The organism is Variovorax sp. ISS6 (genome assembly GCF_056523145.1).
This window is the reverse complement of sequence record NZ_JAWRZC010000001.1, coordinates 778,084-802,041: the sequence shown is the minus strand read 5'-3', so window position 1 is coordinate 802,041 and position 23,958 is coordinate 778,084. Positions and strand designations below refer to the sequence as shown.

General features: G+C 69.1%; 21 protein-coding genes. 17 read left to right on the top strand and 4 right to left on the bottom strand.

Translation table 11 applies throughout. The features are described 5' to 3' along the window. Positions 1-54 precede the first annotated feature (54 nt). The 9 genes from AC1HIL_RS03660 (at position 55) to AC1HIL_RS03620 (ending at position 16,224) form a co-directional block, all read left to right on the top strand. Complete coding sequence (locus AC1HIL_RS03660) at positions 55-1,104, top strand: SPFH domain-containing protein (RefSeq protein ID WP_057593270.1); 1,050 nt, start codon at positions 55-57, stop codon at positions 1,102-1,104. A 103-nt stretch (positions 1,105-1,207) separates the two neighbouring features. Then, the gene (locus AC1HIL_RS03655; protein ID WP_057593284.1) at positions 1,208-2,695 is read left to right on the top strand and encodes a DUF4178 domain-containing protein; all 1,488 of its coding nucleotides are present in this window, start codon (positions 1,208-1,210) and stop codon (positions 2,693-2,695) included. Positions 2,696-2,752: 57 nt separating this feature from the next. Continuing rightward, entirely contained in the window at positions 2,753-2,971 is a 219-nt protein-coding gene (locus AC1HIL_RS03650) for a DUF350 domain-containing protein (protein WP_057593269.1), read from the top strand. Beyond that, the gene (locus AC1HIL_RS03645; RefSeq protein WP_412179415.1) at positions 2,968-4,533 is read left to right on the top strand and encodes a polyamine aminopropyltransferase; all 1,566 of its coding nucleotides are present in this window, start codon (positions 2,968-2,970) and stop codon (positions 4,531-4,533) included. Before AC1HIL_RS03650 ends, AC1HIL_RS03645 begins: the two co-directional genes overlap by 4 nt. Before the next feature lie 19 nt (positions 4,534-4,552). Continuing rightward, positions 4,553-6,184, top strand: a complete 1,632-nt coding sequence (locus AC1HIL_RS03640) for an FAD-dependent oxidoreductase (RefSeq protein ID WP_479671176.1) — start codon at positions 4,553-4,555, stop codon at positions 6,182-6,184. Next, positions 6,181-6,303 carry a hypothetical protein gene (locus tag AC1HIL_RS03635; RefSeq protein ID WP_479671175.1) on the top strand — a complete coding sequence of 41 codons (123 nt, stop codon included), beginning with the start codon at positions 6,181-6,183 and terminating at the stop codon, positions 6,301-6,303. Before AC1HIL_RS03640 ends, AC1HIL_RS03635 begins: the two co-directional genes overlap by 4 nt. 115 nt (positions 6,304-6,418) lie before the next feature. Further along, positions 6,419-12,442 carry an alpha-2-macroglobulin gene (locus AC1HIL_RS03630; RefSeq protein ID WP_479671174.1) on the top strand — a complete coding sequence of 2,008 codons (6,024 nt, stop codon included), beginning with the start codon at positions 6,419-6,421 and terminating at the stop codon, positions 12,440-12,442. A gap of 19 nt (positions 12,443-12,461) precedes the next feature. After that, positions 12,462-14,795, top strand: coding sequence for a penicillin-binding protein 1C (gene pbpC, locus AC1HIL_RS03625; RefSeq protein WP_479671173.1), 2,334 nt, complete (start codon positions 12,462-12,464; stop codon positions 14,793-14,795). A gap of 73 nt (positions 14,796-14,868) precedes the next feature. Then, a complete protein-coding gene (locus tag AC1HIL_RS03620; protein WP_422099473.1) occupies positions 14,869-16,224 on the top strand; it encodes an esterase-like activity of phytase family protein in 1,356 nt (451 codons plus the stop codon). A 9-nt stretch (positions 16,225-16,233) separates the two neighbouring features. On the opposite strand, the gene AC1HIL_RS03615 is transcribed toward AC1HIL_RS03620, so the two are convergent. The 4 genes from AC1HIL_RS03615 to AC1HIL_RS03600 all read right to left on the bottom strand — a co-directional run bounded on the left by AC1HIL_RS03615 (position 16,234) and on the right by AC1HIL_RS03600 (position 18,652). Further along, a complete protein-coding gene (locus AC1HIL_RS03615) occupies positions 16,234-16,761 on the bottom strand; it encodes a Mor transcription activator family protein (protein ID WP_479671172.1) in 528 nt (175 codons plus the stop codon). 262 nt (positions 16,762-17,023) lie between these two features. Then, positions 17,024-17,635 (bottom strand): DUF3164 family protein, encoded by a 612-nt coding sequence (locus AC1HIL_RS03610; RefSeq protein WP_093343537.1) that lies wholly within the window; start codon positions 17,633-17,635, stop codon positions 17,024-17,026. A gap of 49 nt (positions 17,636-17,684) precedes the next feature. After that, entirely contained in the window at positions 17,685-18,137 is a 453-nt protein-coding gene (locus tag AC1HIL_RS03605) for a hypothetical protein (protein ID WP_479671171.1), read from the bottom strand. Then, complete coding sequence (locus tag AC1HIL_RS03600; protein ID WP_479671170.1) at positions 18,134-18,652, bottom strand: hypothetical protein; 519 nt, start codon at positions 18,650-18,652, stop codon at positions 18,134-18,136. Before AC1HIL_RS03600 ends, AC1HIL_RS03605 begins: the two co-directional genes overlap by 4 nt. 349 nt (positions 18,653-19,001) lie before the next feature. Between AC1HIL_RS03600 and AC1HIL_RS03595 the strand changes: the two genes are divergently transcribed. From AC1HIL_RS03595 to AC1HIL_RS03560, 8 genes are all read left to right on the top strand, one after another. Beyond that, the gene (locus AC1HIL_RS03595) at positions 19,002-19,721 is read left to right on the top strand and encodes an XRE family transcriptional regulator (RefSeq protein ID WP_479672745.1); all 720 of its coding nucleotides are present in this window, start codon (positions 19,002-19,004) and stop codon (positions 19,719-19,721) included. Positions 19,722-19,809: 88 nt separating this feature from the next. Continuing rightward, positions 19,810-20,379: a lysozyme gene (locus AC1HIL_RS03590; protein ID WP_479671169.1), complete on the top strand. Its 570-nt coding sequence runs from the start codon at positions 19,810-19,812 to the stop codon at positions 20,377-20,379. Beyond that, positions 20,376-21,020, top strand: a complete 645-nt coding sequence (locus AC1HIL_RS03585) for a hypothetical protein (RefSeq protein ID WP_479671168.1) — start codon at positions 20,376-20,378, stop codon at positions 21,018-21,020. Before AC1HIL_RS03590 ends, AC1HIL_RS03585 begins: the two co-directional genes overlap by 4 nt. Continuing rightward, positions 21,017-21,286, top strand: a complete 270-nt coding sequence (locus AC1HIL_RS03580; protein ID WP_281078879.1) for a hypothetical protein — start codon at positions 21,017-21,019, stop codon at positions 21,284-21,286. Before AC1HIL_RS03585 ends, AC1HIL_RS03580 begins: the two co-directional genes overlap by 4 nt. 189 nt (positions 21,287-21,475) lie before the next feature. Then, positions 21,476-21,967 (top strand): hypothetical protein, encoded by a 492-nt coding sequence (locus tag AC1HIL_RS03575; RefSeq protein ID WP_296735022.1) that lies wholly within the window; start codon positions 21,476-21,478, stop codon positions 21,965-21,967. A gap of 229 nt (positions 21,968-22,196) precedes the next feature. Further along, positions 22,197-23,126, top strand: coding sequence for a phage tail tube protein (locus AC1HIL_RS03570; protein ID WP_479671167.1), 930 nt, complete (start codon positions 22,197-22,199; stop codon positions 23,124-23,126). Between the two features lie 37 nt (positions 23,127-23,163). Further along, complete coding sequence (locus tag AC1HIL_RS03565; protein WP_093343522.1) at positions 23,164-23,514, top strand: hypothetical protein; 351 nt, start codon at positions 23,164-23,166, stop codon at positions 23,512-23,514. 17 nt (positions 23,515-23,531) lie between these two features. Then, positions 23,532-23,882 carry a DUF1799 domain-containing protein gene (locus AC1HIL_RS03560; protein ID WP_479671166.1) on the top strand — a complete coding sequence of 117 codons (351 nt, stop codon included), beginning with the start codon at positions 23,532-23,534 and terminating at the stop codon, positions 23,880-23,882. The last annotated feature ends 76 nt before the right edge of the window (positions 23,883-23,958 follow it).

The window sequence follows — 23,958 nt, the reverse complement described above, 5'->3', positions numbered from 1 at the left end:
GTCGGTGTGGCAATATGCCAAGTCCGCACAAAAACCCTCTAGAGGAGCGCAGCCATGGCCCTGATGGATTTCATCAAGAAACAGTTCATCGACATCATCCAGTGGACCGAGTCCGGCGATGGCACGCTGGCCTGGCGCTTCCCGATGGCGGAGATGGAAATCCAGAACGGTGCCTCGCTGACCGTGCGCGAGTCGCAGGTCGCGGTGTTCGTCAACGAAGGCCAGGTGGCCGACGTGTTCGGTCCCGGCATGTACAAGCTCACCACGCAGACGCTGCCGGTGCTGACGTACCTGAAGAACTGGGACAAGCTCTTCGAGTCCCCCTTCAAGAGCGACGTCTACTTCTTCAGCACGCGCCAGCAGGTCGACCAGAAGTGGGGCACGCCGCAGCCGATCACCATCCGCGACAAGGACTTCGGCGCCGTGCGCCTGCGCGCCTTCGGCAACTACTCGTTCCGCATCGGCGACGCCAAGCTGTTCCACACCGAGATCTCGGGCACGCGCGACACCTACACCGTGGCCGACCTCGACGGCCAGCTGCGCGGCCTGGTGCTGCAGAACATCAGCAACGCCATCGCCTCGAGCGGCGTGCCCTTCCTCGACCTCGCCGCCAACCAGATCCAGTTCGCGCAGGCGCTGGCGGCCCAGCTGGTGCCCGAGTTCGCCAAGATCGGCATCAAGCTCGAGAACATCACGGTCCAGAACGTCTCGCTGCCCGAGGAACTGCAGAAGATCCTCGACCAGAAGATCGGCATGGGCATGGTCGGCAACGACATGGGCAAATTCATGCAGTACCAGACGGCGCAGGCGATCCCCAAGTTCGCCGAAGGTGCCGCCAACGGCGGCGGCATCGCGGGCGACGCGATGGGCCTGGGCGCCGGTGTGGCGCTCGGCCAGGTGCTGGCGCAGAACCTCGCGCAGGGCCTGAGCCCGAACGCCGCGGCGCAGGCGGCCGCGACCCAGCAGCAGCCGGCCGTGGCGGTGGTGAACCCCAACGACGTGATGACCACGCTCGAGAAGCTGGGCGAACTCAAGACCAAGGGCATCCTGACCCAGGAAGAGTTCGACGCCAAGAAGGCCGAACTGCTCAAGAAGCTGGTCTGACCCGGCGCTATGTTCTGTATAGCGCCTGACGCCCGCTCGACGGGCGTGAGAGGCATGATCGGCTGGAAGAATGCTGCGGGCCTCGAGCCCGCGCGTGCGCGCCATGGCTGAGGAAGCCGGCGGCACCCAGCGCTACTACCGCGCGCCCTGCCCCGGCTGCGGCGCGCCGGTCGAATTCCGATCGGCCCAGTCGACCCATGCGGTCTGCCCCTACTGCCAGAGCACGGTCGTGCGCCAGGGCGACACGCTCGCGCGCACCGGCAAGATGGCCGAGCTGTTCGACGACTTCAGCCCGCTGCAGCTGTTCGCCGCGGGCCGGATCCAGGACAAGCCCTTCACCATCGTCGGCCGGCTCCAGTACAAGTACGCCGGCGGCCGCTGGACCGAGTGGATCGCGGCCCTCGACGGCGACCGCACCGGCGTGCTCAGCGAGGACAACGGCGCCTACGTCTTCTCGCTGCCCTTCGAACTGCAGCGCACGGCGCCGGCCGCGGCCGACCTGCGCGTGGGCGCCACCAGCGCTTTCAACGGCCAGAGCTACACCGTCGCCTCGAACGAAGAGGTGACGCTGGTCTCGGCGCAGGGCGAACTGCCGCACCTGCCCGAGCTGGGCCGGCCGTTCCAGGTGGTCGAGCTGCGCAACGACAAGGGCCTGGTGCTGAGCCTGGACTACGGTTCGCAGCCGCCCACGGCCTCGCTGGGCCGCTCGGTCGATCTCGAATCGCTGCAGCTCACGGGGCTGCGCGAGGATTCGGCCAAGGACGAGAAGGGCCGCAGCTTCAACTGCCCCAACTGCGGCTCGCCGGTCACGCTCAACCTGGCCGACAGCAAGAGCGTCACCTGCCGCTCGTGCAACAGCATCATCGACCTCACGCAGGGCATCGGCGGCGAGCTCAAGCACGCGGCGCAGAACGAGCCGGTGCGCCCGCTGATCGCCCTGGGCAGCATCGGCCAGCTGCAGGGTGCCCAGTGGCAGGTGGTGGGCTTCCAGCACCGCATGGGCAGCGAGCCCGGCGACGACGAGCAGTTCGGCTGGGACGAATACCTGCTCTACAACAAGAAGCGCGGCTTCAGCTTCCTGGTCGATGCCGAGGACGGCTGGAGCATGGTGCGTCCCACCACCGGCGCGCCGGTGATGGCCGAGAACGGCAGCACCGCCACCTACCTCGGCAAGCGCTACCAGCAGCAGTACGCCTACAACGCCGAGACCACCTACGTGGCCGGCGAGTTCTACTGGCAGGTCGAGCGCGGGCAGAAGACCTTCAACCGCGACTTCGCGGTCGGCGGCGCCCTGCTGTCGATGGAGCGCTCGGTCAACGAGCTCACCTGGTCCTCGGGCAGCAAGATCGACAGCGGCGCGGTCGCCACGGCCTTCAAGCTCGACGCCAAGAAGGACCTGTTCGAGCGCTCCGACGCGTCGCCGGTCAGCGCGGCCTCGGGGCTGGGCTGCGGCACCATCGTGGTGATCGCGATCGTGATCATCGTGCTGCTCATCATCCTGAGCACCTGCAGCAGCAGCGGTTCGAGCGGCGGCTACCGCAGCTCGGGCGGCTCCTACGGCGGCTCGTCGAGCGGCGGCGGCCACAAATGACGAAGATCGCATGGCCGCTACCGATTCATCGACTGATAGATACGACTGGAGGTCCCCATGGGATTTGAATGGCTGAAACCTGGCGTGGTCCTCGGATCGCTCGTGTACGCGCTGATCGGCGTGGTGATCTTCTGGGTCTGCTTCCTGATCATCGACAAGATCACGCCCTATGACCTGTGGGGCGAGATCGTCGAGAAGCAGAACGTGGCGCTGGGCCTGGTGGTCGCCGCCATGAGCCTGGGCATCAGCATCATCGTCGCCGCCGCCATCCATTGAGCGAAGAGCAGGCCCTGTCCGCGCGCCCGGCCGATGCGCGCGGGCCGCAGCCCGTCGAGATCGCGCTGCTCGCCAGCGTCTTCGTGGTCGCCGCCTGCGGCCTGGTCTACGAACTCAGCGCGGCGGCGCTCAGCTCCTACCTGCTGGGCGACTCGGTGCTGCAGTTCAGCACCATCATCGGCACCTACCTGTTCGCGATGGGCGTGGGCTCGTGGCTGTCGCGCTACTTCGACCGCCAGCTGCCGGCCCACTTCCTGCGCATCGAGCTGATGGTGGCGCTGATCGGCGGCGCGCTGCCGGCGGTGCTGTTCCTCGCCAACGCCTACGCGCCGGGCGCGTTCCGGCTGCTGCTGTACGGGCTGGTGATCGTGGTGGGCACGCTGGTCGGGCTCGAGATCCCGCTGGTGATGCGCATCCTGCGGCGCAATGTGGCGCTCAAGAACCTGGTGTCGCAGGTGCTGACCTTCGACTACCTCGGCGCGCTCGCCGTGTCGGTGGCCTTCCCGCTGATCCTGGTGCCGCAGCTCGGCATGATCCGCACCGGCCTTCTGTTCGGCTTCATGAACGCGGCGGTGGCGGTGTGGGCGCTCTGGCTGTTCCGCCACGAGCTGCGGCGCGTGGGCGCGCATGCGCTCGCCTGCTTCCTGTCGCTGGCGGCGCTGCTGGGCGGCTTCATCGGTGCCGACCACATCACCACGCTGGCCGAGGACAAGTTCTACCAGGACCGCATCGTCTTCAGCGCCACCTCGCCCTACCAGCGCATCGTGGTCACGCGCGGGCTGCTCGGGCACCGGCTGTTCCTCAACGGCAACCTGCAGTTCGCCGAGCGCGACGAGTACCGCTACCACGAGGCGCTGGTGCACCCCGTGATGGCCGCGCACGGCGCGCCCAAGAAAGTGGCGGTGCTCGGCGGCGGCGACGGCATGGCGGTGCGCGAGGTACTCAAGTACCCCTCGGTGGAATCGGTCACGCTGGTCGAGCTCGATCCGAACATGACGAAGCTGTTCACCGATCACGAGACGCTGGCCGCGCTCAACGGCCATTCGCTGTCGTCGCCGAAGCTCAAGATCGTCAACACCGATGCCTTCCAGTGGCTGCAGCAGCGCGGCGACGACGACCTGTTCGACGTGATCGTGGTCGACTTTCCCGATCCCACCAACTTCGCGATCGGCAAGCTCTACACCAACAGCTTCTACGCGCTGCTCGACAAGCGCCTCGCGGCCAGCGGCTACGCGGTGATCCAGACCACCTCGCCGCTGGTGGCGCGCAAGAGCTTCTGGACCGTGGCACAGACGGTCGAGTCGGTGGGCCTGACCGCGACGCCCTACCACGTGCACGTGCCGAGCTTCGGCGAATGGGGCTTCATCATCGCGAGCCATCGGCCCTACCGGAAGCCCGATGCGCTGCCCGCGGGCCTGCGCTTCCTGTCCGCGCCCACGCTGCCGCTGATGTTCGACTTCCCGCTCGACATGGCGCGCGTGCCGGCCGAGGTCAACCGGCTCTCCAACCAGGTCCTCGTCACCACCTACGAACAGGAGTGGGGCAAGGTCATGGCACATTGAGCGCGCGGGCGATGCGGCCATGAGGCGGCGCGGCTTCCTCGGCACGGTCGGCGCCGCCGGTGCGCTCGCGCTCGCCGGCTGCGATGCGCCGCCACCCATCGAAGGCGGCTTCACCGGGATCGACATGGCGCGCGGCCACGCGATGCGCGACGGCACGCTGAAGTCGCGCGCGCCCGCGAGCACCCGCAAGACCCGCGTGCTGATCGCCGGCGGTGGCGTCGCCGGGCTCGCGGCGGCGCGCGCGCTGCGCCTCGCGGGCATCGACGACTTCGCGCTGCTCGAGCTCGAGGACAGCGCGGGCGGCAATGCGCGCGGCGGCATGGTCAACGGCATCGCCTGCCCGCTCGGCGCGCACTACCTGCCGGTGCCCGGCGACGATGCGCGCGAGGTGCAGGACCTGCTCGAGGAACTGGGCCTGCGCCGGCGCGTGGCCGGCCGCTGGGAATACGACGAGCGCACGCTGTGCCACAGCCCACAGGAGCGGCTGTTCTTCCACGGCGAGTGGCAGGACGGCCTGTTGCCGGTGCATGGCGTGGGCGCCGACACGCTGGCGCAGTACCGCCGCTTCGCGCAGCGCATCGACGCGCTGCAGCATGCGGCCCACTTCGCCATTCCCACGCTCAAGGTCGCGGTCACGCCCGAGCTGCTGGCGCTCGATGCGCAGGCCTTCTCGGCCTGGCTCGACCGCGAGGGCTTCAGCGACGAGCACCTGCGCTGGTACCTCGACTACTGCTGCCGCGATGACTACGGCGCGGGCATCGAGCAGGTCTCGGCCTGGGCCGGCATCCACTACTTCGCGAGCCGGCACGGCTTCCACGCGCCCGGCGATCCGTCGGGCAGCGCCAACGACACCAACCCCGAGCGCGACGGCGTGCTGACCTGGCCCGAGGGCAACGGCTGGCTCACGAAGCAGCTGGCCAAGCCACTGGGCGAACGGCTGCGCACGGGCCAGGTGGTCGTGCGCATCGCCGAGGTGCGCGGTGGCGTCGAGGTCGATGCCTGGGATGCGGCCTCGCAATCGCTGGTGCGCTGGCAGGCCGAGCGCTGCATCGTCGCGCTGCCGGTGTTCGTCGCCGCGCGCGTGGTCGAGAACGCGCCCGCGGTGCTCGTGCATGCCGCCGCCCACGTGCGCCATGCGCCCTGGCTGGTGGCCAACGTGCACCTGCGCGGCCCGCTGATCGACCGCCCCGGCGCCGCGCCGAGCTGGGACAACGTGGTCTACGGCACGCGCGGCCTCGGCTATGTCGATGCGCGCCACCAGACGCTCGACCCCACGCCGCGCGGCACCGTGCTCAGCTGGTACCGGCCGCTGGGCCCGAGCCGCTACGACGAGGGCGACGGCCGCCGCCTGCTGCTCGAGCGGCCCTGGACCGGCTGGCGCGACGACCTGCTGGCCGAGCTCTCGGTGCCGCACCCCGACCTGCCCGCGCTGGCCACGCGCATCGAGATCACGCGCTACGGGCACGCCATGGCCATTCCACGGCCCGGCCTGCTGGCGCAGATCGGTTCGCAGCGCACCGCGCCCGACGATGCGCACCGCGGCAGCGTGATCGCGGGCCGGCTGTCGTTCGCGCATGCCGACTGGTCGGGCTATTCGATCTTCGAGGAGGCCTTCACGCGTGGGCATGTGGCGGGAGCGAGTCTGGGATGAGGACGCTGGTGCTCGAAGGCTTCGGCAACTTCGGCGCGCGCGTCAGCCGCCCGGCCGACGACGAGCGCCTGCTGCGTCTGAGCCTCGTCCCGGTGAACAGGCAGGGTCGCCAGGCCTGAACCGTCCCGGGATGCGCGCCCGTGCGGTTTTCACGCAGACTTCACACACGCCGCGATTGCTTCACAGACAGCCTGGAGACTGCCAGGCGCCAACAAAAACACCGGGGGAGCTTCCATGCTTCAAGTTGCCAATCGAAAACTCGCGTCGCTCAGCGACGTGCTCTTCACCGGGCTGGGCCGCGCGCTCGGCTTCCTGCGCCCGCTCGCGCGCGGGCTCATCGGTTCCTGGCGACCCCCTGGCTGGCTGCGCATCGCGGGCGCCCTGCTGCTGCTCGGACTGCAATGGCTGCAGCAGCGGCTCGCCTGGGTGCTGCTGCTGGTGCTGCTGGCGTTCGCGGGATGGATGGCCAGCCCGCAGCTTCTGAAGTGGTGGCATGGCCTCACGCCCGATCGCGTCGAGCCCATCGTGGCGACCGCGCAGATCGTGCCGCCGCCGCGCACGCAGATCGAGCTCGACAAGGGGCCCAATCCGGTCGTCATCAACTTCTCGGCCTCGGTCGCGCCGATCGCGCGTGTCGGCCAGGAGGCGACGGGCGTCGGCATCGAGCCGGCCATCGCGGGCCGCTGGACCTGGACCGATGCCAAGAAGCTGGAGTTCCTGCCCGCGCAGGATTGGCCGGTGGGCCAGGCCTACAAGGTGCAGCTCTCAAAGGAGGCGCTCGCGCCGCACATCGAGATCGAGCAGCGCAAGTACGACTTCAGCTCGGCCGAGTTCAGCGCCCGCATCGCCGGCGCCGAGTTCTATCAGGACCCGGTGCAGGCCAACGTGCGGCGCGCGCTGTTCCAGGTGCGCTTTTCGCATCCCGTGAACACCGCCGAGTTCGAGAAGCGGCTGGTGCTGACCTATGACCAGGCCTGCAGCAGCTCGTTCTTCAGCGTCGGCAAATGCGCGAGCGAGAAGTTCACGGTCAGCTACGACAAGCTGCGCCTCACGGCCACGGTCCAGTCCGAGCCCCTGCCCATTCCCGAGAAGACCCGCCCCGTGCTGCTGAGCCTCACCGCCGGCGCGGTGGCGCAGAAGGGCGGCCCGGGCCAGCGCAACGACGTCTCGCGCGCGGTCGACATCCCCGGCCTCTTCAGCCTCGATATCGCGAGCGTCGAACCCACCATCGTCACCGGCGAGAACGGCGAGCCCGAGCACGTGATGCACGTCAGCGCCTCGATGCCGGTGCACGAGCGCGAGATGGCGCGCCTGGTGCAGGCCTGGCTGCTGCCGGCCACCGAAGATCCCAAGGGCGACCCGGAAGACAAGTTCGACTGGTCCGCCGATCCCGCGAAGATCACCGACGCGGTGCTGCGCCGCGCGAAGAAGATCGGCCTGCAGCCGATCGCCAGCGAGCGCGAGGTGACCGAGACGGTCAGCTTCCGCCTGCCGCAGGCCGAGGGCGGGCGCTACCTGCTGGTGCGCGTGGCCAAGGGCCTGAAGACGCCCGGCGGCTACCAGCTCGGCACGGCCTTCCAGAGCGTGCAGCTGCTCAAGACCTTCGCGCCCGAGCTCACGATCATGAGCCAGGGCTCGCTGCTCGCGCTGTCGGGCGAACGCAAGCTGCCGATCCTGGTGCGCGACCTGCCGGGCGTGCGCGTCGAGATCGGGCGCTTGCTGCCGCAGCAGCTGCAGCACCTGGTGACGCAGAGCAACGGCGATTTCTCGCATCCCAAGTTCTACGGCGGCCTCGGCTCCGACAACCTGGTCGACCGCTTCGAGAAGCAGATCCCGCTGGCCATTCCGCCCGGCAAGGCGCACTACGAGACGGTCGATTTCGCCGAGTACCTGCGCAGCGACATCAGCGACCGGCGCGGCGTGTTCCTGCTCAAGGTGCAGGGTTTCGATCCCAAGGCGAAGAAGAAGCCCGAGGGCGAAGCGGACGCCACCGAGGCGTCGTCCGAGGACGAGGAGCAGCAGTCGTCCGGCGAGGACGAGGGCAACCCCGAGAGCGGCAACCCCGAGGACCAGAAGGACGAGCGGCTGGTGCTGGTCACCGACCTGGGCATCGTCGCCAAGAAGTCGCTCGACGGCACGCGCGACGTGTTCGTGCAGAGCATCGCCAACGGCCAGCCCGTGGGCGGCGCGCTGGTCGAGGTGTGGGGCCGCAACGGCATGATCGTGGCGTCGCAGGCCACCGACGCCACGGGCCGCGCGAAGCTGCCCAACCTCGCGGGCTTCCAGCGCGAGAAGCAGCCGGTGGTGCTGGTGGTGCGCAAGGACGGCGACCTGAGCTTCCTGCCCTTCAACAAGACCGACCGCACGCTCGACATCTCGCGCTTCGACGTCGGCGGCCTGCGCGCGGCCGGCGTGCCGAACCAGATGACGGCCTACGTCTTCAGCGACCGCGGCATCTACCGACCGGGCGACACCATGCACATCGCGATGATGGTGAAGGCCGGCAACTGGGGCACCTCGCTGCGCGACCTGCCGCTCGAAGCCGAGATCATCGATGCGCGCGGCCTGAGCGTGCGGCGCGAGAAGCTGCGCCTCGGCCCCGGCGGCGCGGCCGAGATCGCGCACGCCACGCAGGACACCTCGCCCACCGGCAACTACACCGTCAACCTCTACCTGCCGCGCGAGTCCTCGCCCGGCGCGCCCGAGGTGCAGGGGTTGCTGCTGGGCAGCACCACGGTGAAGGTGCAGGAGTTCCTGCCCGACCGCACCAAGGTCACGGCCAAACTCAGCAGCGAGATCGCCGAAGGCTGGGTGAAGCCCAAGGACATGAAGGCGCTGATCGACGTGCAGAACCTCTTCGGCACGCCCGCGCCCGACCGCAAGGTCGAGGGCACGCTCACGCTGAGCCCGGCCTTCCCGGTGTTCCGCGCCTTCGCCGACTACGCCTTCTTCGATCCGCAGCGCGCGGCCGAGAAGCAGGTGGACGACCTCGGCAGCGTGCAGACCAGCGCCGAGGGCAAGGCCGAGTTCGACCTGCGGCTGTCGCGCTTCGAGGCCGCCACCTACCAGGTGCACGTGCTGGCCAAGGCCTTCGAGCCCGAGGGCGGGCGCAGCGTGTCGGCCGAGGCGCGCACGCTGGTGAGCGACCTGCCCTACCTGGTGGGCGTCAAGGTCGACGGTGACACCGGCTACGTGAGCAAGGGCGCTGCGCGCAATGCACACGTGATCGCGATCGACCCGCAGGCGAAGAAGACCGCGGTGGCCGATCTCGTGCTGCAGCGCGTGGAGCGCAAGGTGCTGTCGGTGCTGATCAAGCAGGACAACGGCCTGTACCGCTACGAATCGCGCCGCAAGGAGATCGTGCTCGACGAGAAGCCGCTGGCCATCGCCGCGGCCGGCAACAACGTGGCGCTCGACACCGGCACGCCCGGCAACTTCGCCTACGTGGTGCGCAATGCCGGCGGGCTCGAGCTCAACCGCGTCGAGTACAGCGTGGCGGGCAATGCCAACGTCAGCCGCTCGCTCGACCGCAATGCCGAGCTGCAGCTCACGCTCGACCGCAAGGACTACGAACCCGGGCAGGAGATCGAGGTCAGCATCCGCGCGCCCTACGTCGGCGCGGGCCTCATCACCATCGAGCGCGACAAGGTCTATGCGCATGCCTGGTTCAAGACCGACAAGACCGCCTCTGTGCAGAAGATCGTGCTGCCCAAGGACTTCGAGGGCACCGGCTACATCAACGTGCACTTCGTGCGCGACCCGGCCTCGGACGAGGTCTACATGAGCCCGCTGTCCTACGGCGTCGTGCCCTTCGCCACCAGCCTGTCGAAGCGCACCGCCAACCTGCAGCTCACGAGCACCGAGCTCGTGAAGCCCGGCCAGACGGTGAAGATGAAGCTCACCAGCGACCAGCCCACGCGCGCCGTGGTGTTCGCGGTCGACGAGGGCATCCTGCAGGTGGCGCGCTACAAGACGCCCGACCCGCTCAAGCACTTCTTCCAGAAGCGCGCGCTCGAGGTCGGCACGCTGCAGACGCTCGACCTGATCCTGCCCGAGTTCAAGAAGCTGATGCAGGGCGCCGCACCCGGCGGCGACGGCGAAGGCGAACTGGGCAAGCACCTGAACCCGTTCAAGCGCAAGCGCGACAAGCCGGTGGCCTACTGGTCGGGCCTGGTCGACGTGAACGGCAGCCGCGAGTTCAGCTACACCGTGCCCGAGAGCTTCAACGGCAGCCTGCGCGTGATGGCGGTGGCCGTGAACGACGAGACCACGGCCGCGAAGAGCACCCGCACCACGGTGCGCGGCGACATGGTGATCCTGCCGAACGCGCCGCTCGCGATGGCGCCCGGCGACACGGTCGAGGTCGGCGTCGGCCTGGCCAACAACATCGCGGGCTCGGGCAAGGAAGCGCCCATCGCGCTCACGCTCACCGCCTCGGGCGGGCTCGAGGTGGTCGGCGATGCCACGCAGACGCTCAAGGTCAACGAGCGCGGCGAGGCCAGCACCAAGTTCAACGTGCGCGCCAAGCCCGGGGAACAAGCGGTGCTGGGTTCGTCGGCGCTGGTGTTCACCTCCACGCACAAGAACTTCAGCGCGCGGCTCGCCACCGAGGTGAGCGTGCGGCCCGCCTCGCCCTTCGTCTCGCTGGTGCAGGCCGGCAGCTTCCAGCGCTCGGGCGAGATCGCGAGCAAGGGCGACTTCTATCCGAACTTCCGCCGCAGCGACCTCGCGGTGTCGGCCGCGCCCTGGGCCTTCGCCACCGGCCTCATGCAGTACCTCGAGGCCTATCCGCATGGCTGCACCGAGCAGATCACGAGCCAGACCTTCCCGGCCGTGCTGCTGGCGGGCCGGCCCGAGCTGCTGAAGGAAATGGCGCGGGGCCGCACGGCCGACCAGGGCCCGCTGCCCGAGGCGCGCAAGACGCTCGAGCGCTACCTCGTGCAACTGCGCGCGCGCCAGACGGCCGACGGCGGCTTCTCGCTGTGGCCCGGGGCAGGTGCCGATCCGTTCGCGACGCTCTATGCGGTGCACCTGCTGGTGGAGGCGCGCGACCACAAGCTGCCGGTGCCGCAAGACCTGCTGCAGCGCGCCAACACCTACCTGCAGGGCTGGCTCGGCAGCGGCGACTCGTCGCTCGACGGCTGGCGCCAGCGCACGCAGGCGGCCTACCTGCTGACGCGCCAGGGCATCGTGGTGCCGGCCGCGCTGGCGAACCTGCGCGAGACCTGGCGCAACCAGCAGTCGAAGCAGACCGCGGGCTGGAGCGACGACCTCGGCGCCGTCTACCTCGCGGCGAGCTACCAGCTCGTGAAGCAGGAGCAGGTGGCCAACGAGTTGCTCAACCCCGTGTGGGCCGACCTGCTCGCGCGCAGCGAGAAGAACCAGCGCCGCAACGTCTGGGGCCGCTACTACGACCCGTTGGTGCACGACAGCATGATGCTGCACCTGGTGGGCCGGCATTTCCCGGCGCGGCTCAAGACGCTGAAGCCCGCCGTCTGGGAAGGCATGGCCGGCATGGTGCGCGACGGCTGGTACAACAGCCTGTCGTCGGCCGCGATGCTGATGGCGGTCGATGCCTACTTCGATGCCGTGGCACAGAACGCCGAGGGCAAGCTCACGGCCTCGGCCATCGATGCGCAGGGCAAGGCCGCGGCGCTCGCGCTCGGCGCCGTCAACCCGGTGGCGCGCGCCGCGGTGCCCGCCGGCACCGCGAAGCTGGGCCTCGCGAACGACAGCGACTTCAACCTCTACTACAGCTGGACCGAACAGGGCTTCGAACGCAAGCTGCCCGACACCGCGGTGAACCAGGGGCTGGAGGTGTTCCACGAGGTGCTCGACGCCAAGGGCAATCCCGTCACCAAGGCGAAGCTCGGCGAAGAGGTCACCGTGCGGGTGCGCGTGCGCAGCCTCGAGCGCCCGCAGATCGCCGACGTCGCGCTGGTCGACCTGCTGCCCGGCGGCCTCGAGCCCGTGCTGCAGGCCGTGGGCGACGATGCCGAGGGCGAGAACGCCGACGCACCGGTCTGGAAGAAGCGCCTGGGCGGCAACGGCTCGTGGAAGGTGCAGTACGCCGACATCCGCGAGGACCGCATGGTGTTCTACGGCAGCGTCGACAAGAACCTGCTCGAAGTGACCTACAAGGCGCGCGCCACCAACGTCGGCGACTTCGTGGTGCCCGCGGCCTATGGCGAGGCGATGTACGACCGGCGCATCTACGCGCGCTCGGCCGGTGCGCGCTTCCAGGTGGTCGCGAACTGAGGCCGGAGCGGAACGCGGCATGACCCGGACCCTCGCGCGTCGAGCCCTGATCGCGGGCGTGCTGCTGGCCCTGCTGCTCGCGCTGCTGCGGCTGTGGCCTCATGCCCCGCTCAGCGAGACCGTGGGCAGCTCGCGCGCCGTCTACGCGCGCGGCGGCGAGCTGCTGCGGCTCACGCTCGCGGCCGACGAGCAGTACCGGCTTTGGGTGCCGCTCGAGCGCATCTCGCCCACCCTGATCGACGCGGTGCTGCTCTACGAGGACCGGCGCTTCTACGCCCACCCGGGCGTCAATCCCGCGGCGCTGGTGCGCAGCGCCTGGCGCATCGCGAGCGGCGAGCGTCGCCAGGGCGGCTCCACCCTCACGATGCAGCTCGCGCGCCGGCTCTACGGCATCGACAGTCGCACGGCCGGCGGCAAGGTCGCGCAGATCGCCGCCGCGCTGTGGATCGAGGCGCGCCACGGCAAGCGCGAGATCCTCGAGGCCTACCTCAACACCGCGCCCTACGGCGGCAACATCGAGGGCGTGCAGGCCGCGAGCCTGATCTATTTCCGCAAGGATGCCGCCAGGCTCAGCCTGCCCGAGGCGCTCACGCTCGCGGTGATTCCGCAGAACCCGGTCAAGCGCATCGCCGAGCGCGGCCGCAACACCGAGCTGCAGGCCGCGCGCGAACGCCTCTGGGCGCTGTGGGCCGAGCGCGATCCCGCCGCGCGTCAGCATGCGCCCGACGCGCAGCTCGTGCTCTCGGCGCAGTCGCGCGGCAGCCTGCCCTTCCTGGCGCCGCACCTCACCGACATGCTGCTCGCGCAGCCGCGAAGCGATGCCGGCGTCGCGGCGCCGGTCGAGATCCGCGCCTCCCTCGACCTGCGCATGCAGTCCACGCTCGAGCGCGTGATGGCCCAGTACCTGCGCACGCATGCCGACGTCGGCATGAACAACGCGAGCGCGCTGCTGCTCGATGCCTCGACCATGCAGGTGCGCGCGCTGATCGGCTCGGCCGACTGGCACGACGATGCCATCGCGGGCCAGGTCAACGGCACCCAGGCCAAGCGCTCGCCGGGCTCCACGCTCAAGCCCTTCATCTACGCGCTCGCGCTCGACCAGGGGCTGCTGCATCCGAAGACCATGCTGAAGGACGCGCCGACCGCCTTCGGTCCCTACACGCCCGAGAACTTCGACCATCGCTTCGCCGGGCCGCTGTCGGCGCAGGAGGCGCTGATCCGCAGCCGCAACGTGCCCGCGGTCGCGGTGGCCGCGAAGCTCTCGAAGCCGGGCCTCTACGACTTCATGCGGCTGGCCGGCGTGCAGAAGCTGCAGAGCGAATCGCACTACGGCCTCGCGCTGGTGCTCGGCGGCGGCGAGGTCACGCCCGAGGAGCTCGCGGGCCTCTACGGCACCCTGGCCAACGGCGGTATCGCGCAGCGGCTGCGCTACACCGAACCCGCGCCCGACGAGCGGCCCGCGCAGCCGCTGCGACTGCTGAGCGAGGAGGCCTCGTTCATCACGCTCGACATGCTGCGCCAGACGCCGCGCCCCGACACCACCCTGCCCGCGCGGCCCGCCATCGCCTGGAAGACCGGCACCTCCTGGGGCTTTCGCGACGCCTGGACCGCGGGCGTGTTCGGTCGCCACGTGCTGGTGGTGTGGGTCGGCAACTTCGATGGCAGCAGCAACCCCGCGCTGGTGGGCGTCGACGCGGCCGCGCCGCTGTTCCTGCGCATGGTCGACGCGCTGCGCGCCGAGCGGCTCGATCCCGGCGAGGTTGCCGTCACGCAGCCGGCCAACCTGCGTCAGGTCGAGGTTTGCGCCGCCACCGGCGGCCTGCCCGATGCGCTGTGCCCGGTGCGCACGGGCACCTGGTTCATCGCCGGCAAGTCGCCGATCCAGGTCAGCAACCTGCATCGCGCCGTGTGGGTCGACGAGACCACGGGCAAGGTGGTCTGCGGTCCGCAGCCGAACGCGCGCCAGCAGGTGGTCGAGCAATGGGGCAGCGACATGCGCCGCCTGTTCCGCCAGGCTGGCCTGCCGCGCGCCAGCGTGCCCGCCGACGGCTGCGAGCAGAAGGACGCGGGCGCGCCCGAGGCCGCCCCGCTCATCAGCTCGCCGCTGCGCGGCGTGCGCCACACGCTGCGCGTGGCCAAGCCCGAGCCGCTGGTGCTGCGCGCCGAGGCCGCGGCCGGCACGCAGACCCTCTACTGGTTCGCCGACGACGCGTTGGTCGGCCGTGCCGCGCCCGGCGAGGGCATCGCCTGGATGCCGGACCTGGCCGAGTCGGGGCGGCGCTACGTGCTGCGCGTGGTCGACGACCAGGGGCGGGCCGAGTCGCGTGAAGTGATCGTCGATATCGCACCTTAGTGGCAGTCATGTCACCGCGGCGTCACGCGTGGTCGGCAAGGTCTCGCGTTTTCGACTCGGACTCCCGACCTCCATGAAGAAGACGCGCCTTTCCCTCCTCGCCCTGGCCGCCGCCGCTGCGTTCGCCGCCACCGGTGCCTCGGCCCAGACCGCCTTCCCCGCCACCCTCGCCGGCCATGCCGTGCTGCCCGCGCAGAGCTTCGTCGCCGCGCCCAAGGACGCACCGGCCGACCTGCAGGTCAGCGGCAAGTTCACCACGCCGAAGCGCGTGGAAGCCATCGGCAGCGTCGAGGGCCTCTCGGGCGGCCGCGGCACCGGCGTGTCGCTGCCCTTCAAGGGCCAGCCGCTGCAGGGCCACTCGGGCATCAAGAAGATGGACGACGGCAGCTTCTGGATCCTCACCGACAACGGTGCCGGCGCGAAGGCCAACTCGCCCGACTTCATGCTCTACCTCAACCACTACAAGGTCGACTTCAAGAGCGGCAAGTTCCAGCGCCTGGCCACCGTGTTCCTGCACGACCCCGACAAGAAGGTGCCGTTCCGCATCGTCCACGAGGGCAGCAAGCAGCGCTACCTGACCGGCTCCGACTTCGATCCCGAGAGCTTCCAGTTCGCCGGCGGCGCGCTGTGGATCGGCGAGGAGTTCGGGCCCTACCTGATCAAGGCCGACCTCAAGGGCAAGGTGCTCGCCGTGTTCGACACCCAGGTCGACGGCAAGGTCGTGCGCTCGCCCGACAACCCCGCCGTGACCACGCCCGGCGTGCCCGGCGGCGCGGTCGACTTCCAGATCAAGCGCTCCAAGGGCTTCGAGGGCATGGCCGCCTCGAAGGACGGCAGCAAGCTCTACGCGCTGCTCGAAGGCCCGGTGTGGAACGCCGAGGCCAAGGACTTCGAGAAGGTCGAGGGCAAGGAAGCGCTGCGCGTGCTCGAGTTCGACGTGGCGGGCGAGAAGTGGACCGGCCGCCACTGGAAGTACGTGCTCGAGGCCAACGGCAACGCCATCGGCGACTTCAACATGATCGACGGCACCACCGGCCTGATCATCGAGCGCGACAACGGCGAAGGCACCAGCGACAAGGCCTGCCCCGAAGGCCAGAAGCGCACCGACTGCTTCCACGACATCGCGAAGTTCAAGCGCGTCTACAAGGTCGAGCTCGGCGACGCCAACGTCGGCGGCCCGGTGCGCAAGATCGGCTACATCGACCTGCTGAACATCGCCGACCCCGACAAGCTCGCGCGCAAGCCGCTCAACGACGGCGTGCTCAAGTTCCCGTTCTTCACCATCGAGAACGTCGACGTGGTGGATGCCACCCACATCGTCGTCGGCAACGACAACAACCTGCCCTTCTCGAGCAGCCGCGAGCCGAACAAGGCCGACGACAACGAGCTGGTGTTGCTGGAGGCGGGGGCGCTGCTGCAGGCGAAGTGAGGCCGGCGCTCATCCGTGCGAAGCCTCCGCGACGATCCGCGAGATCTGCCGCTCGACGAGCCGGTGCTCGGCGGCCAGCGCGCGGATCGACTTGCCCGCGTCGAACTCCGCCCGGATCCGGTCGTTGCGCGCGGCATTGAGGGCCCTGCGCCCGGTCGGCAGCTCGAAGCGCAGCCCGATCCCGTCGATGCCGTACTCGGCGCTCAGCGTGCGCAGGTTCTCGAAACCGATCACCGCGACGAAGGGATGGTCCTCGGCGGGATGGGCGGGGATGTAGATCCTCGAGCCGCCGAAGCGCTCGACGAAGCGCATGGTGGCCGGCAGGCCGATGAGGCGGATGAGCTCCTGCAGCCTCGGCGGCAGCAGGTCGGTCGTCGAGCGGCCGGCGGTCGGCTCCGCGCGGCGCGGCGCCGTCGCGCCGCAGCGGTTCGAGCGCGGCGCGGACCGGACGCAGCTCGCCGGCGAACGCGGCGTGCCGTCCCGGCCCTGCATCAGGCCGCTCCACATGCCGCCGCTGTCCGGCGCGTCGTCCTCCATGGCATGCACGGGACACGGGGTTCTGCTCACAAATTCCGGGGGATTCATTTCTGTCGATCTCGTGTTGCGGTCGGTGGATGGGCGCGCCGGCGTGGCGGCGGGACGATGGGTCAGATGTCGGTCGGGCCGATCTGCACCTTGGGCGGCGCAGGCGGGGCCGGGTCGTTGGTTTCATGCGGCGGTCCGCATGCCTCGCATGCCGCGGGAGGCGCGCCCGGCTCGAGCGGGCGGCACCAGGCGCAGAGGGTGTGCGCGGGCGCCGTCATGCCGCCGCCACGTCGAGGTGGATGGGCGTGTACTCGCCCGTTGCGTCATCGCGCTCGTAGAAGCGGATGTAGGGCTTGGTGCCGGCGATCCTCATGCTGTCGCCGATGGCCTGCATGGCCTGCTGCCATTTCTCGTCGGCGATCTCCAGCCGTCGCAGCGCGAGCACGCGGGCGGTGTTGATCCGGCCCTGCCGGTCGATGCGGAAGGCATCGTTGACCAGCAGGCGGATGTTGGCGTTGATGTCCTTGCTCCAGTTCTGGATGCATTCGTCGATCAGGGCCTTGGCCGCCTGCAGCCGGCCGTCGAACGAAATGGTGTCCTGCACGCGGCGCTCGACCTTGTGCCGCCCGTCGGCGCTCACCAGCGTCACGTTGCCCTTCTTGCCGCCCCGGTGCACGTCGTAGTCCATGAGGCTGCGCTCGAGGAACTCGTGCACCGTGCTCATCGCCGCGACCTTGAAACCCACCAGCGCCGCGCTCTGGCGCTTGGCTTCCTCGCAGAGCTGGCGGACCACGTGGTGGCGGTCGCGGTCGATGGGCTTGATCGTCGGGCGCGGCATCGACGCCTCGAGCTGCCGATGGCCTGGATGTGCGTGCATCTGTTGCATGTGAACTCCTCTGGAATGGTTGGGAAACGGGCGGGGCGCTCGGATGGCGTCAGCCACCCGGCGCGGAAAGCGGCGACGGCGCGCGATAGGGACAGCGGCGCCCGAGTAGGACGCTGGGGATGCGGGTGAAGTCCATCGCACCCTGGCGTACCTCGGACGGAACCGGCGGCCGGTAGACGCTGGTGCCGAGCATCGGGATCTGGCGCGCCGCGGCGGTCCGTTCGGTCAGCGGCCCGGTTCCCGATTTCCATCGGCGCCTGCCCCGCGCTCCGATGCGATGGATGTGGCCGGCCCTGGCCAGCAGCGACAGCAGCTGGCGCAGCCCCGAGCAGGCCGGGTCGTCGCGGTGGTCAGTGATGCGCGCCCGCAGTACGCGATCGAGCTCCGTTTGCGAGGCCGCGCCGCGGTCCTGCAGGTGGCCGAGGATCGCGCGCCGCGCCGCCTCGGCGTGCCGCCCGAAAGGCAGGGGAACGGAATGCCCGCAAGGGCGTGGCTGTGTCATGCGAAAGCTCCTTCGGAACTGAATGCGCAGGCGCGGGGTGCCACGCGTTGCGCGGCGATGGCATAGGTGGGCTGCTGGGGCGCCGAAGGCAGCAGGCGGCACTGGAGAAGGCCGCTGGCATGCAGCGCCTGCAGCTGCGCCTCGATGGCCTCGAGGTCGCCGGCCGAGGACCAGTGGCGCGCCAGATTCGGTGCCGACCACCAGCCGCCTTCCTTGCGCAGCGTCGAGCAGATGCGCCGGGCCAGGACGCTGCCTGCCGCGTGGTCCGCCGCATGGCGGGACGGCTTCGCGCCGGCCGGGCCTTCGCCGCCGTGGCCCAGTACCTCGAGCACGCGCCGGGCGATCCGGGTGGTCGTGGCCTGGCCCGTGCCGTATTTCCCGGTGCCGTTGAGCACCTGGCTCACCGTGCCGCCGCTCAGGCCGAGCCGGGCGGCGATGGCGGCCTGCCTGCGTCCGTGACAAGCGGCGCGCAGCAGCATGAACCACCGTTCGTCCATGTAGTCGGGCGCGTTCATCGGGTCATCTCCCTGCTCCGGCGACCTTCCACAGGCCCGAAAGCACGCACTTCGACCTAATTTCAAAACCAGTTAGAGTGAGGGAACGACCAAGAAACACCAAAAATAGTGTTTTCCAGTCCCTGACGAGACACATGAGCATTGTTTAATCGCATTTTGTGTTTGTTGTCGCAATGGTAAACACAAATCGAGTTAAACATTCGAAACGAAACCTATGGAAGGTGTCTTGTGGATAAAAGTCGTGTTTTGTGTTGACTGCAACCTGATTTATCTCTAGTGTTGGTGCTATGAAGTCGAATCGAGGTTTGTCTTGACACCCCCACCCTCTCCTCCCGTCGACGAAGGCCACGTGAAATCGCGGGTGGGCGAACTGGCGCACGCCCAGGGCGGCCGCGTACGGGATCTGCGCAAGCAAAAGGGGCTGACGATCGAAGACCTGGCCCAGCGCAGCGGCCTGCACTTCAATACCGTCGGCCGCATCGAGCGTGGCGTGAGCGACCCCAGCCTGGAACAGCTCTACGTGATCGCGCTGGCGCTCGGCGTCGATCCCGCCGAATTCAATCCCTTTCCCGCCGGCAAGGCAGGTGCGCCGTCCTCGGGGCTCGACGACGAGCTGTTCGTGCTGATCGACCTGCTCGATGTCCAGGTCAGCGCGGGAAACGGCGCCTTCAACGGATCGCAGGAGAACATGGGCCGCTTCGCGTTCAGCCGCTCCTGGATGACGCGCAAGGGCGTCAAGCCTGCCAGCGCGAGGATCGTGCATGCGCGCGGCGATTCGATGGCCGACAAGATCAACGACGGCGACATCCTGCTGGTCGACACCGCCATCAGGTCGCTCGAGCAGGACGGCGTCTATGTCATCCAGCTCGACGGCCACGACTACGTCAAGGTCCTGCAGCGGGACTTCTCGACCGGCGGCCTGCAGATCATCAGCTACAACCCGGCCTACAAGCCGCAGATGCTGAGCGCTGAACAGGCGGCCGAACTGCGGATCAGCGGCCGCGTCGTCTGGCACGGCGGCGAGATTCTGAGCTCGCGCTTCATGGGCCGCAGGCCGCCGCCGGCATAGCGCGGCGGGCTCGCCCGCACCCCTTGCACCCTCTCGGCGGACACCTGTCCACCTCAGTGTTCGATGCCCTTTGCCAGACCATCTGGTCATGGGCAACAACAACATCCATCCATCGAACGCGCGGCCTTCGCGAGTGCGAGGCGGCATCACCCGGCAGGCACTCGCCACGCTGGCGTTGAGCGCGGCGGGCCTGATCGGCATCGTTGCGCGCGAGGGCTACAGCGACCGGGCTTATCCGGACCCGGTTCACGGCAGCGCCGTCCCCACCATCGGCTTCGGCTCGACCGACGGCGTGCGCATGGGCGACACCACCACGCCGGTGCCCGCGCTGGAGCGCGCACTGCGCGACATCCGCAGCTACGAGGGCGCCCTCAAGCAGTGCGTGAAGGTGCCGCTGCACCAGGCCGAGTACGACGCGTACGTGAGCCTGGCCTACAACATCGGCAGCTTCAACTTCTGCACGGGCGGGCGCGAAGGCCGGGTCTCCACGCTCGTGAGCCGGCTCAATGCCGAGGACTACGAAGGGGCCTGCAACGCCATCCTGGACTGGAAGTACGCGGGCGGCGTCGACTGCTCCACGCCGGGCAACAAGGTCTGCGCGGGCATCTGGAAAGACCGCCTGCGCCTGCATGCGCAATGCCTGAAGGCCGCCGGATGAGCAGCAGCTCCAGGGCCTGGCTCCGTCTCGCCGGGGCGATGCTGGCGATCGGCCTTCTCGCGGCGCTCGCCGCCGCCATCCACGAGGCCGGCGCGACGCGTGAGCGCCTGGTCTGGCAGGGCAGGGAAGCGCAGCGCAGCGCCGCGGCGGCCGAGGCCTTGCGCAAGGAATACGAACGCGGCCGTGCCGCCTCCACCCGTTATCAGCTGGACGCGGGCGCGCTGCAGACCCGCTATCTCGCTCTCGAAGGAATCTCTCATGAATTGCGCCAGCGCGTGGCTCTCGTGCTCCCTCCCGTCGTTGCGCGTGATCGCCCTGATCGGAGCCCACGCGGCGCGCGGGCTCCTGCGCCGTCGCCGCGCGATGCCGTCGAGGCGGTACCGCCGAGCCCTGTCGGCGACGATCGCCATCGCCTCAGCCTCGCTGCTGTCTGGATGTGGAACAGCGCCCTGGCGGGAACCGATGTCCCTGCCGGTCCCTGCGGATCTGCTGATACCTCCGACGCGGCCTGTGCTGCTGATTCCGGTCTTGTCGTCGACGACGCATGGGACAACCAGCGGCTCAACGCGCGTGCCTGCGCCGCCGACCGGCTCCGCCACGCCGCGTTGATCGAGTTCCTCACGCAGAGGCCCGTGCCATGAACGATCCGGAAATCCGTGCCCAGGAGCTGTTCCTGCTCGGGCAGATCCACGGCCTGGTGTCGGCGCTCAAGGAGGGCCAGGACCGGCAGAACAGGCGCATGGACGCTGTCGATGCGCGCTTCGACGCACTCGACAGCCGCCTGCGCGCGGTGGAGCAGCGCGCCGCGGCCTTCGGCGCCGCATCCGGCGGTGCCATGGCCATCGCGACCGCCCTGCTCGCGGAGAGCCTCAAGCAGTGGTTTCGCAGCAATGCCAGCGGCAACTGATGCGCGTCGCGCGGCCATCGGTGGACAGATGTCCGCCTCGGCGATCGGGGCTTCGTCGGAGACAGTGGATCCAACGACCGAGAAGAACGCCACCGCATCTTTCTGCCGCCCCGTTCGTCGCCGTTCGATGACTTTTCTTATTGCAACTGCCGTGCATCGTGTGCATGGCATGACCGTCGGAGCCTACGCATGACCTCTCTCGCCGCCATCCGCACCGCCATCGTCCAGACACTGGGCACCGTGCCCGCCATCGGCCGCGTGCACGACCGCGAGCGCTATCTCGCGGACGAGACGGCGTTGCGCGCGCTCTTCTTGCACGAGCTGCCCGATCACGCCCTGCAGCTGCGCGGCTGGTGGTTGCGCCGCGCGCAGACCAGCGAACACGCGCTGAATGCGGTGCGCGGTGTCGCCATCGACACCTGGACCCTGCGCGGCTACCTCGCCTTCGACGATGCCACGGGTTCCGAGCTCGTGTTCGATGCCCTGATCGAAGCCATCCGCGATGCGGTGCGCGCCGATCCGACGCTCGGCGGCGCCTGCGCGCTCTCGCCGCTGAAGGACGAGGACGAAGACACCGAGGACACCGACGGCGTGCAGGTCGCGGAGGTGGGCCTCGTCGATTTCTGCGGCCTCAAGTGCCATGGCGCCATCTTGCGATTGAGGACCTGGCGCTACCTCTGAGCGTCCGCGCTTTTTCCACCCGCTGAAGGCGGGTACCGAACGGCGATGTGCCCGTTCGGTCCCGCCGCTCTCCATCTGCGCCGCATGCACGCATCGGCAAGGACGGCATCGACGCGCCCGTGCGAACCGGGCGGTCGTGCCAGGCGCATCGCGCAATCGGTGCGTGTTTTTCGGCTCTTTCGATTCCATCCCTTTCACCCGCTTTTTCAACCAACGGAGAAACGCAAATATGCCCAAACTCATGCGCAAGATGGCCATCCTGGCCAAGGCCGAAACCGTGCGCGGCACCGACGCCGCACCCACCGGTGCCGCCAATGCGATCCTGGTGAGCGAAGTCACGCTCACGCCCATCGAAGGCGACGTGATCCAGCGCGACAACGTGCGTCCGTACTTCGGTTCGCGCGGCTCGGTGCTCGTGACCCAGTACAGCAAGATCGCCTTCTCGGTCGAGATGGCGGGCGTGGCCGCGGCAGGCGACGTGCCGGCCTATGCCCCGCTGATGCGCGGCTGCGCGATCAGCGTCACCACCGCGGCCGGCGTCAGCACCACCTTCGCGCCCACCACCGACGTGCTGGAGTCGCTGACCATCTACGGCAACGTCGACGGCACCGTCTACAAGATGACCGACGCCCACGGCAACGTGAAGGCCGCCGTCGATGCCAAGGGCATCCCGAAGTGGCAGTTCGAATTCACGGGCCTGTTCGTGCCGGCCGCCGATGCACCGCTGCCGACCGCCGACTACAGCAAGTTCATGGACCCGCTGGGCGTGAACAAGGCCAACACCACGCTGAGCCTCGATGGCCTGGGCGTCGCGGCCAGCGCCTTCGCCTTCGACGCGGGCAACACCGTCGTCAAGCGGGACCTGATGACCATCGATGCCGTCGACATCACCGCGCGCGTGTCGACCGGCTCCGTCACCTTCGAGAACACCGCGGTGGCCGTGAAGGACTGGATCGGCATGGCCCGCAGCGGCGCGCGCGTCGCGCTGGCGCTCAAGCATGGCCAGGGCGCGACCAACGTGGTGGAGATCAAGTCGCCGCGCGCCCAGATCGGCAAGCCCACCTACAGCGATGTCGATGGCGTCCAGATGATCACCGTGCCGCTCGAGTTCGTGCCCAGCGGCGCGGGCAACGACGAGTGGTCGATCGTCGTGCGCTGAGCGACGGGTTCATCGGAAGACGAAAGGAACACACCAGATGCCCCAGAAACTCAAGCTCGCGATCAAGCCCACCTTCGCCGCACCGGTCCTGATGCGCGTGCCGGGCGACGGCCAGGTCGAGGAGGTGCGCTTCGACGCGGTCTTCAAGCGATTGACGAAGACCGAGAACGACACCCTGCAGCGTCGCCTGGACGACCGCAGCCTCAACGACCGGGAGCTGCTCGACATGGTGCTGGCCGACTGGAAGGGCCTGGCCGGTGACGACGGCCTGCCCTTCATCTGCACGCCCGAGAACCGTGCCGCGGCGGTGGAGGAATGGCCGGGCTTCGAGGCAGCCATCACCTACAGCTACTTCGAGCACGCGTACCCGGCCGCCGTAAAAAACTGAGGGGCGCCGCGCGCTACGTGCTCGGCGCCGACACACGTGTTCACGACGAACTCGACGACGAGTTGCGCACCCAGTGTGCGTCGCTCGGACTCGATCCGGTCCGGCTGGTCTCGCCGGCGGCCGGCAGCGAGGAGATCCGCATCTTCGAGCTCTGGCCGGAACACCAGGAGGCCTTCGAGGTGTTCCACGCCTGCCGCACGCAGTGGCGCGTGGTCGCGGGGCCCGCTGGCACGTGGCACCAGGGGCTCGACTTCGGTGCGGTCGACGTGGCGATGCGGCGCCTCGGCATTCCGCGTGCGCGGCAGCGCGAGGTTTTCCTGCAGCTGCAGGTGATGGAGGACGAGGGGATCGGCGTGCTGAACGCCTGAACCACGCCGTTGCCGGCACGAGGGGCCGACAGATGTCGGCCTCATTTATTTCTCTCTTTGGAAGGACCATGAAGTC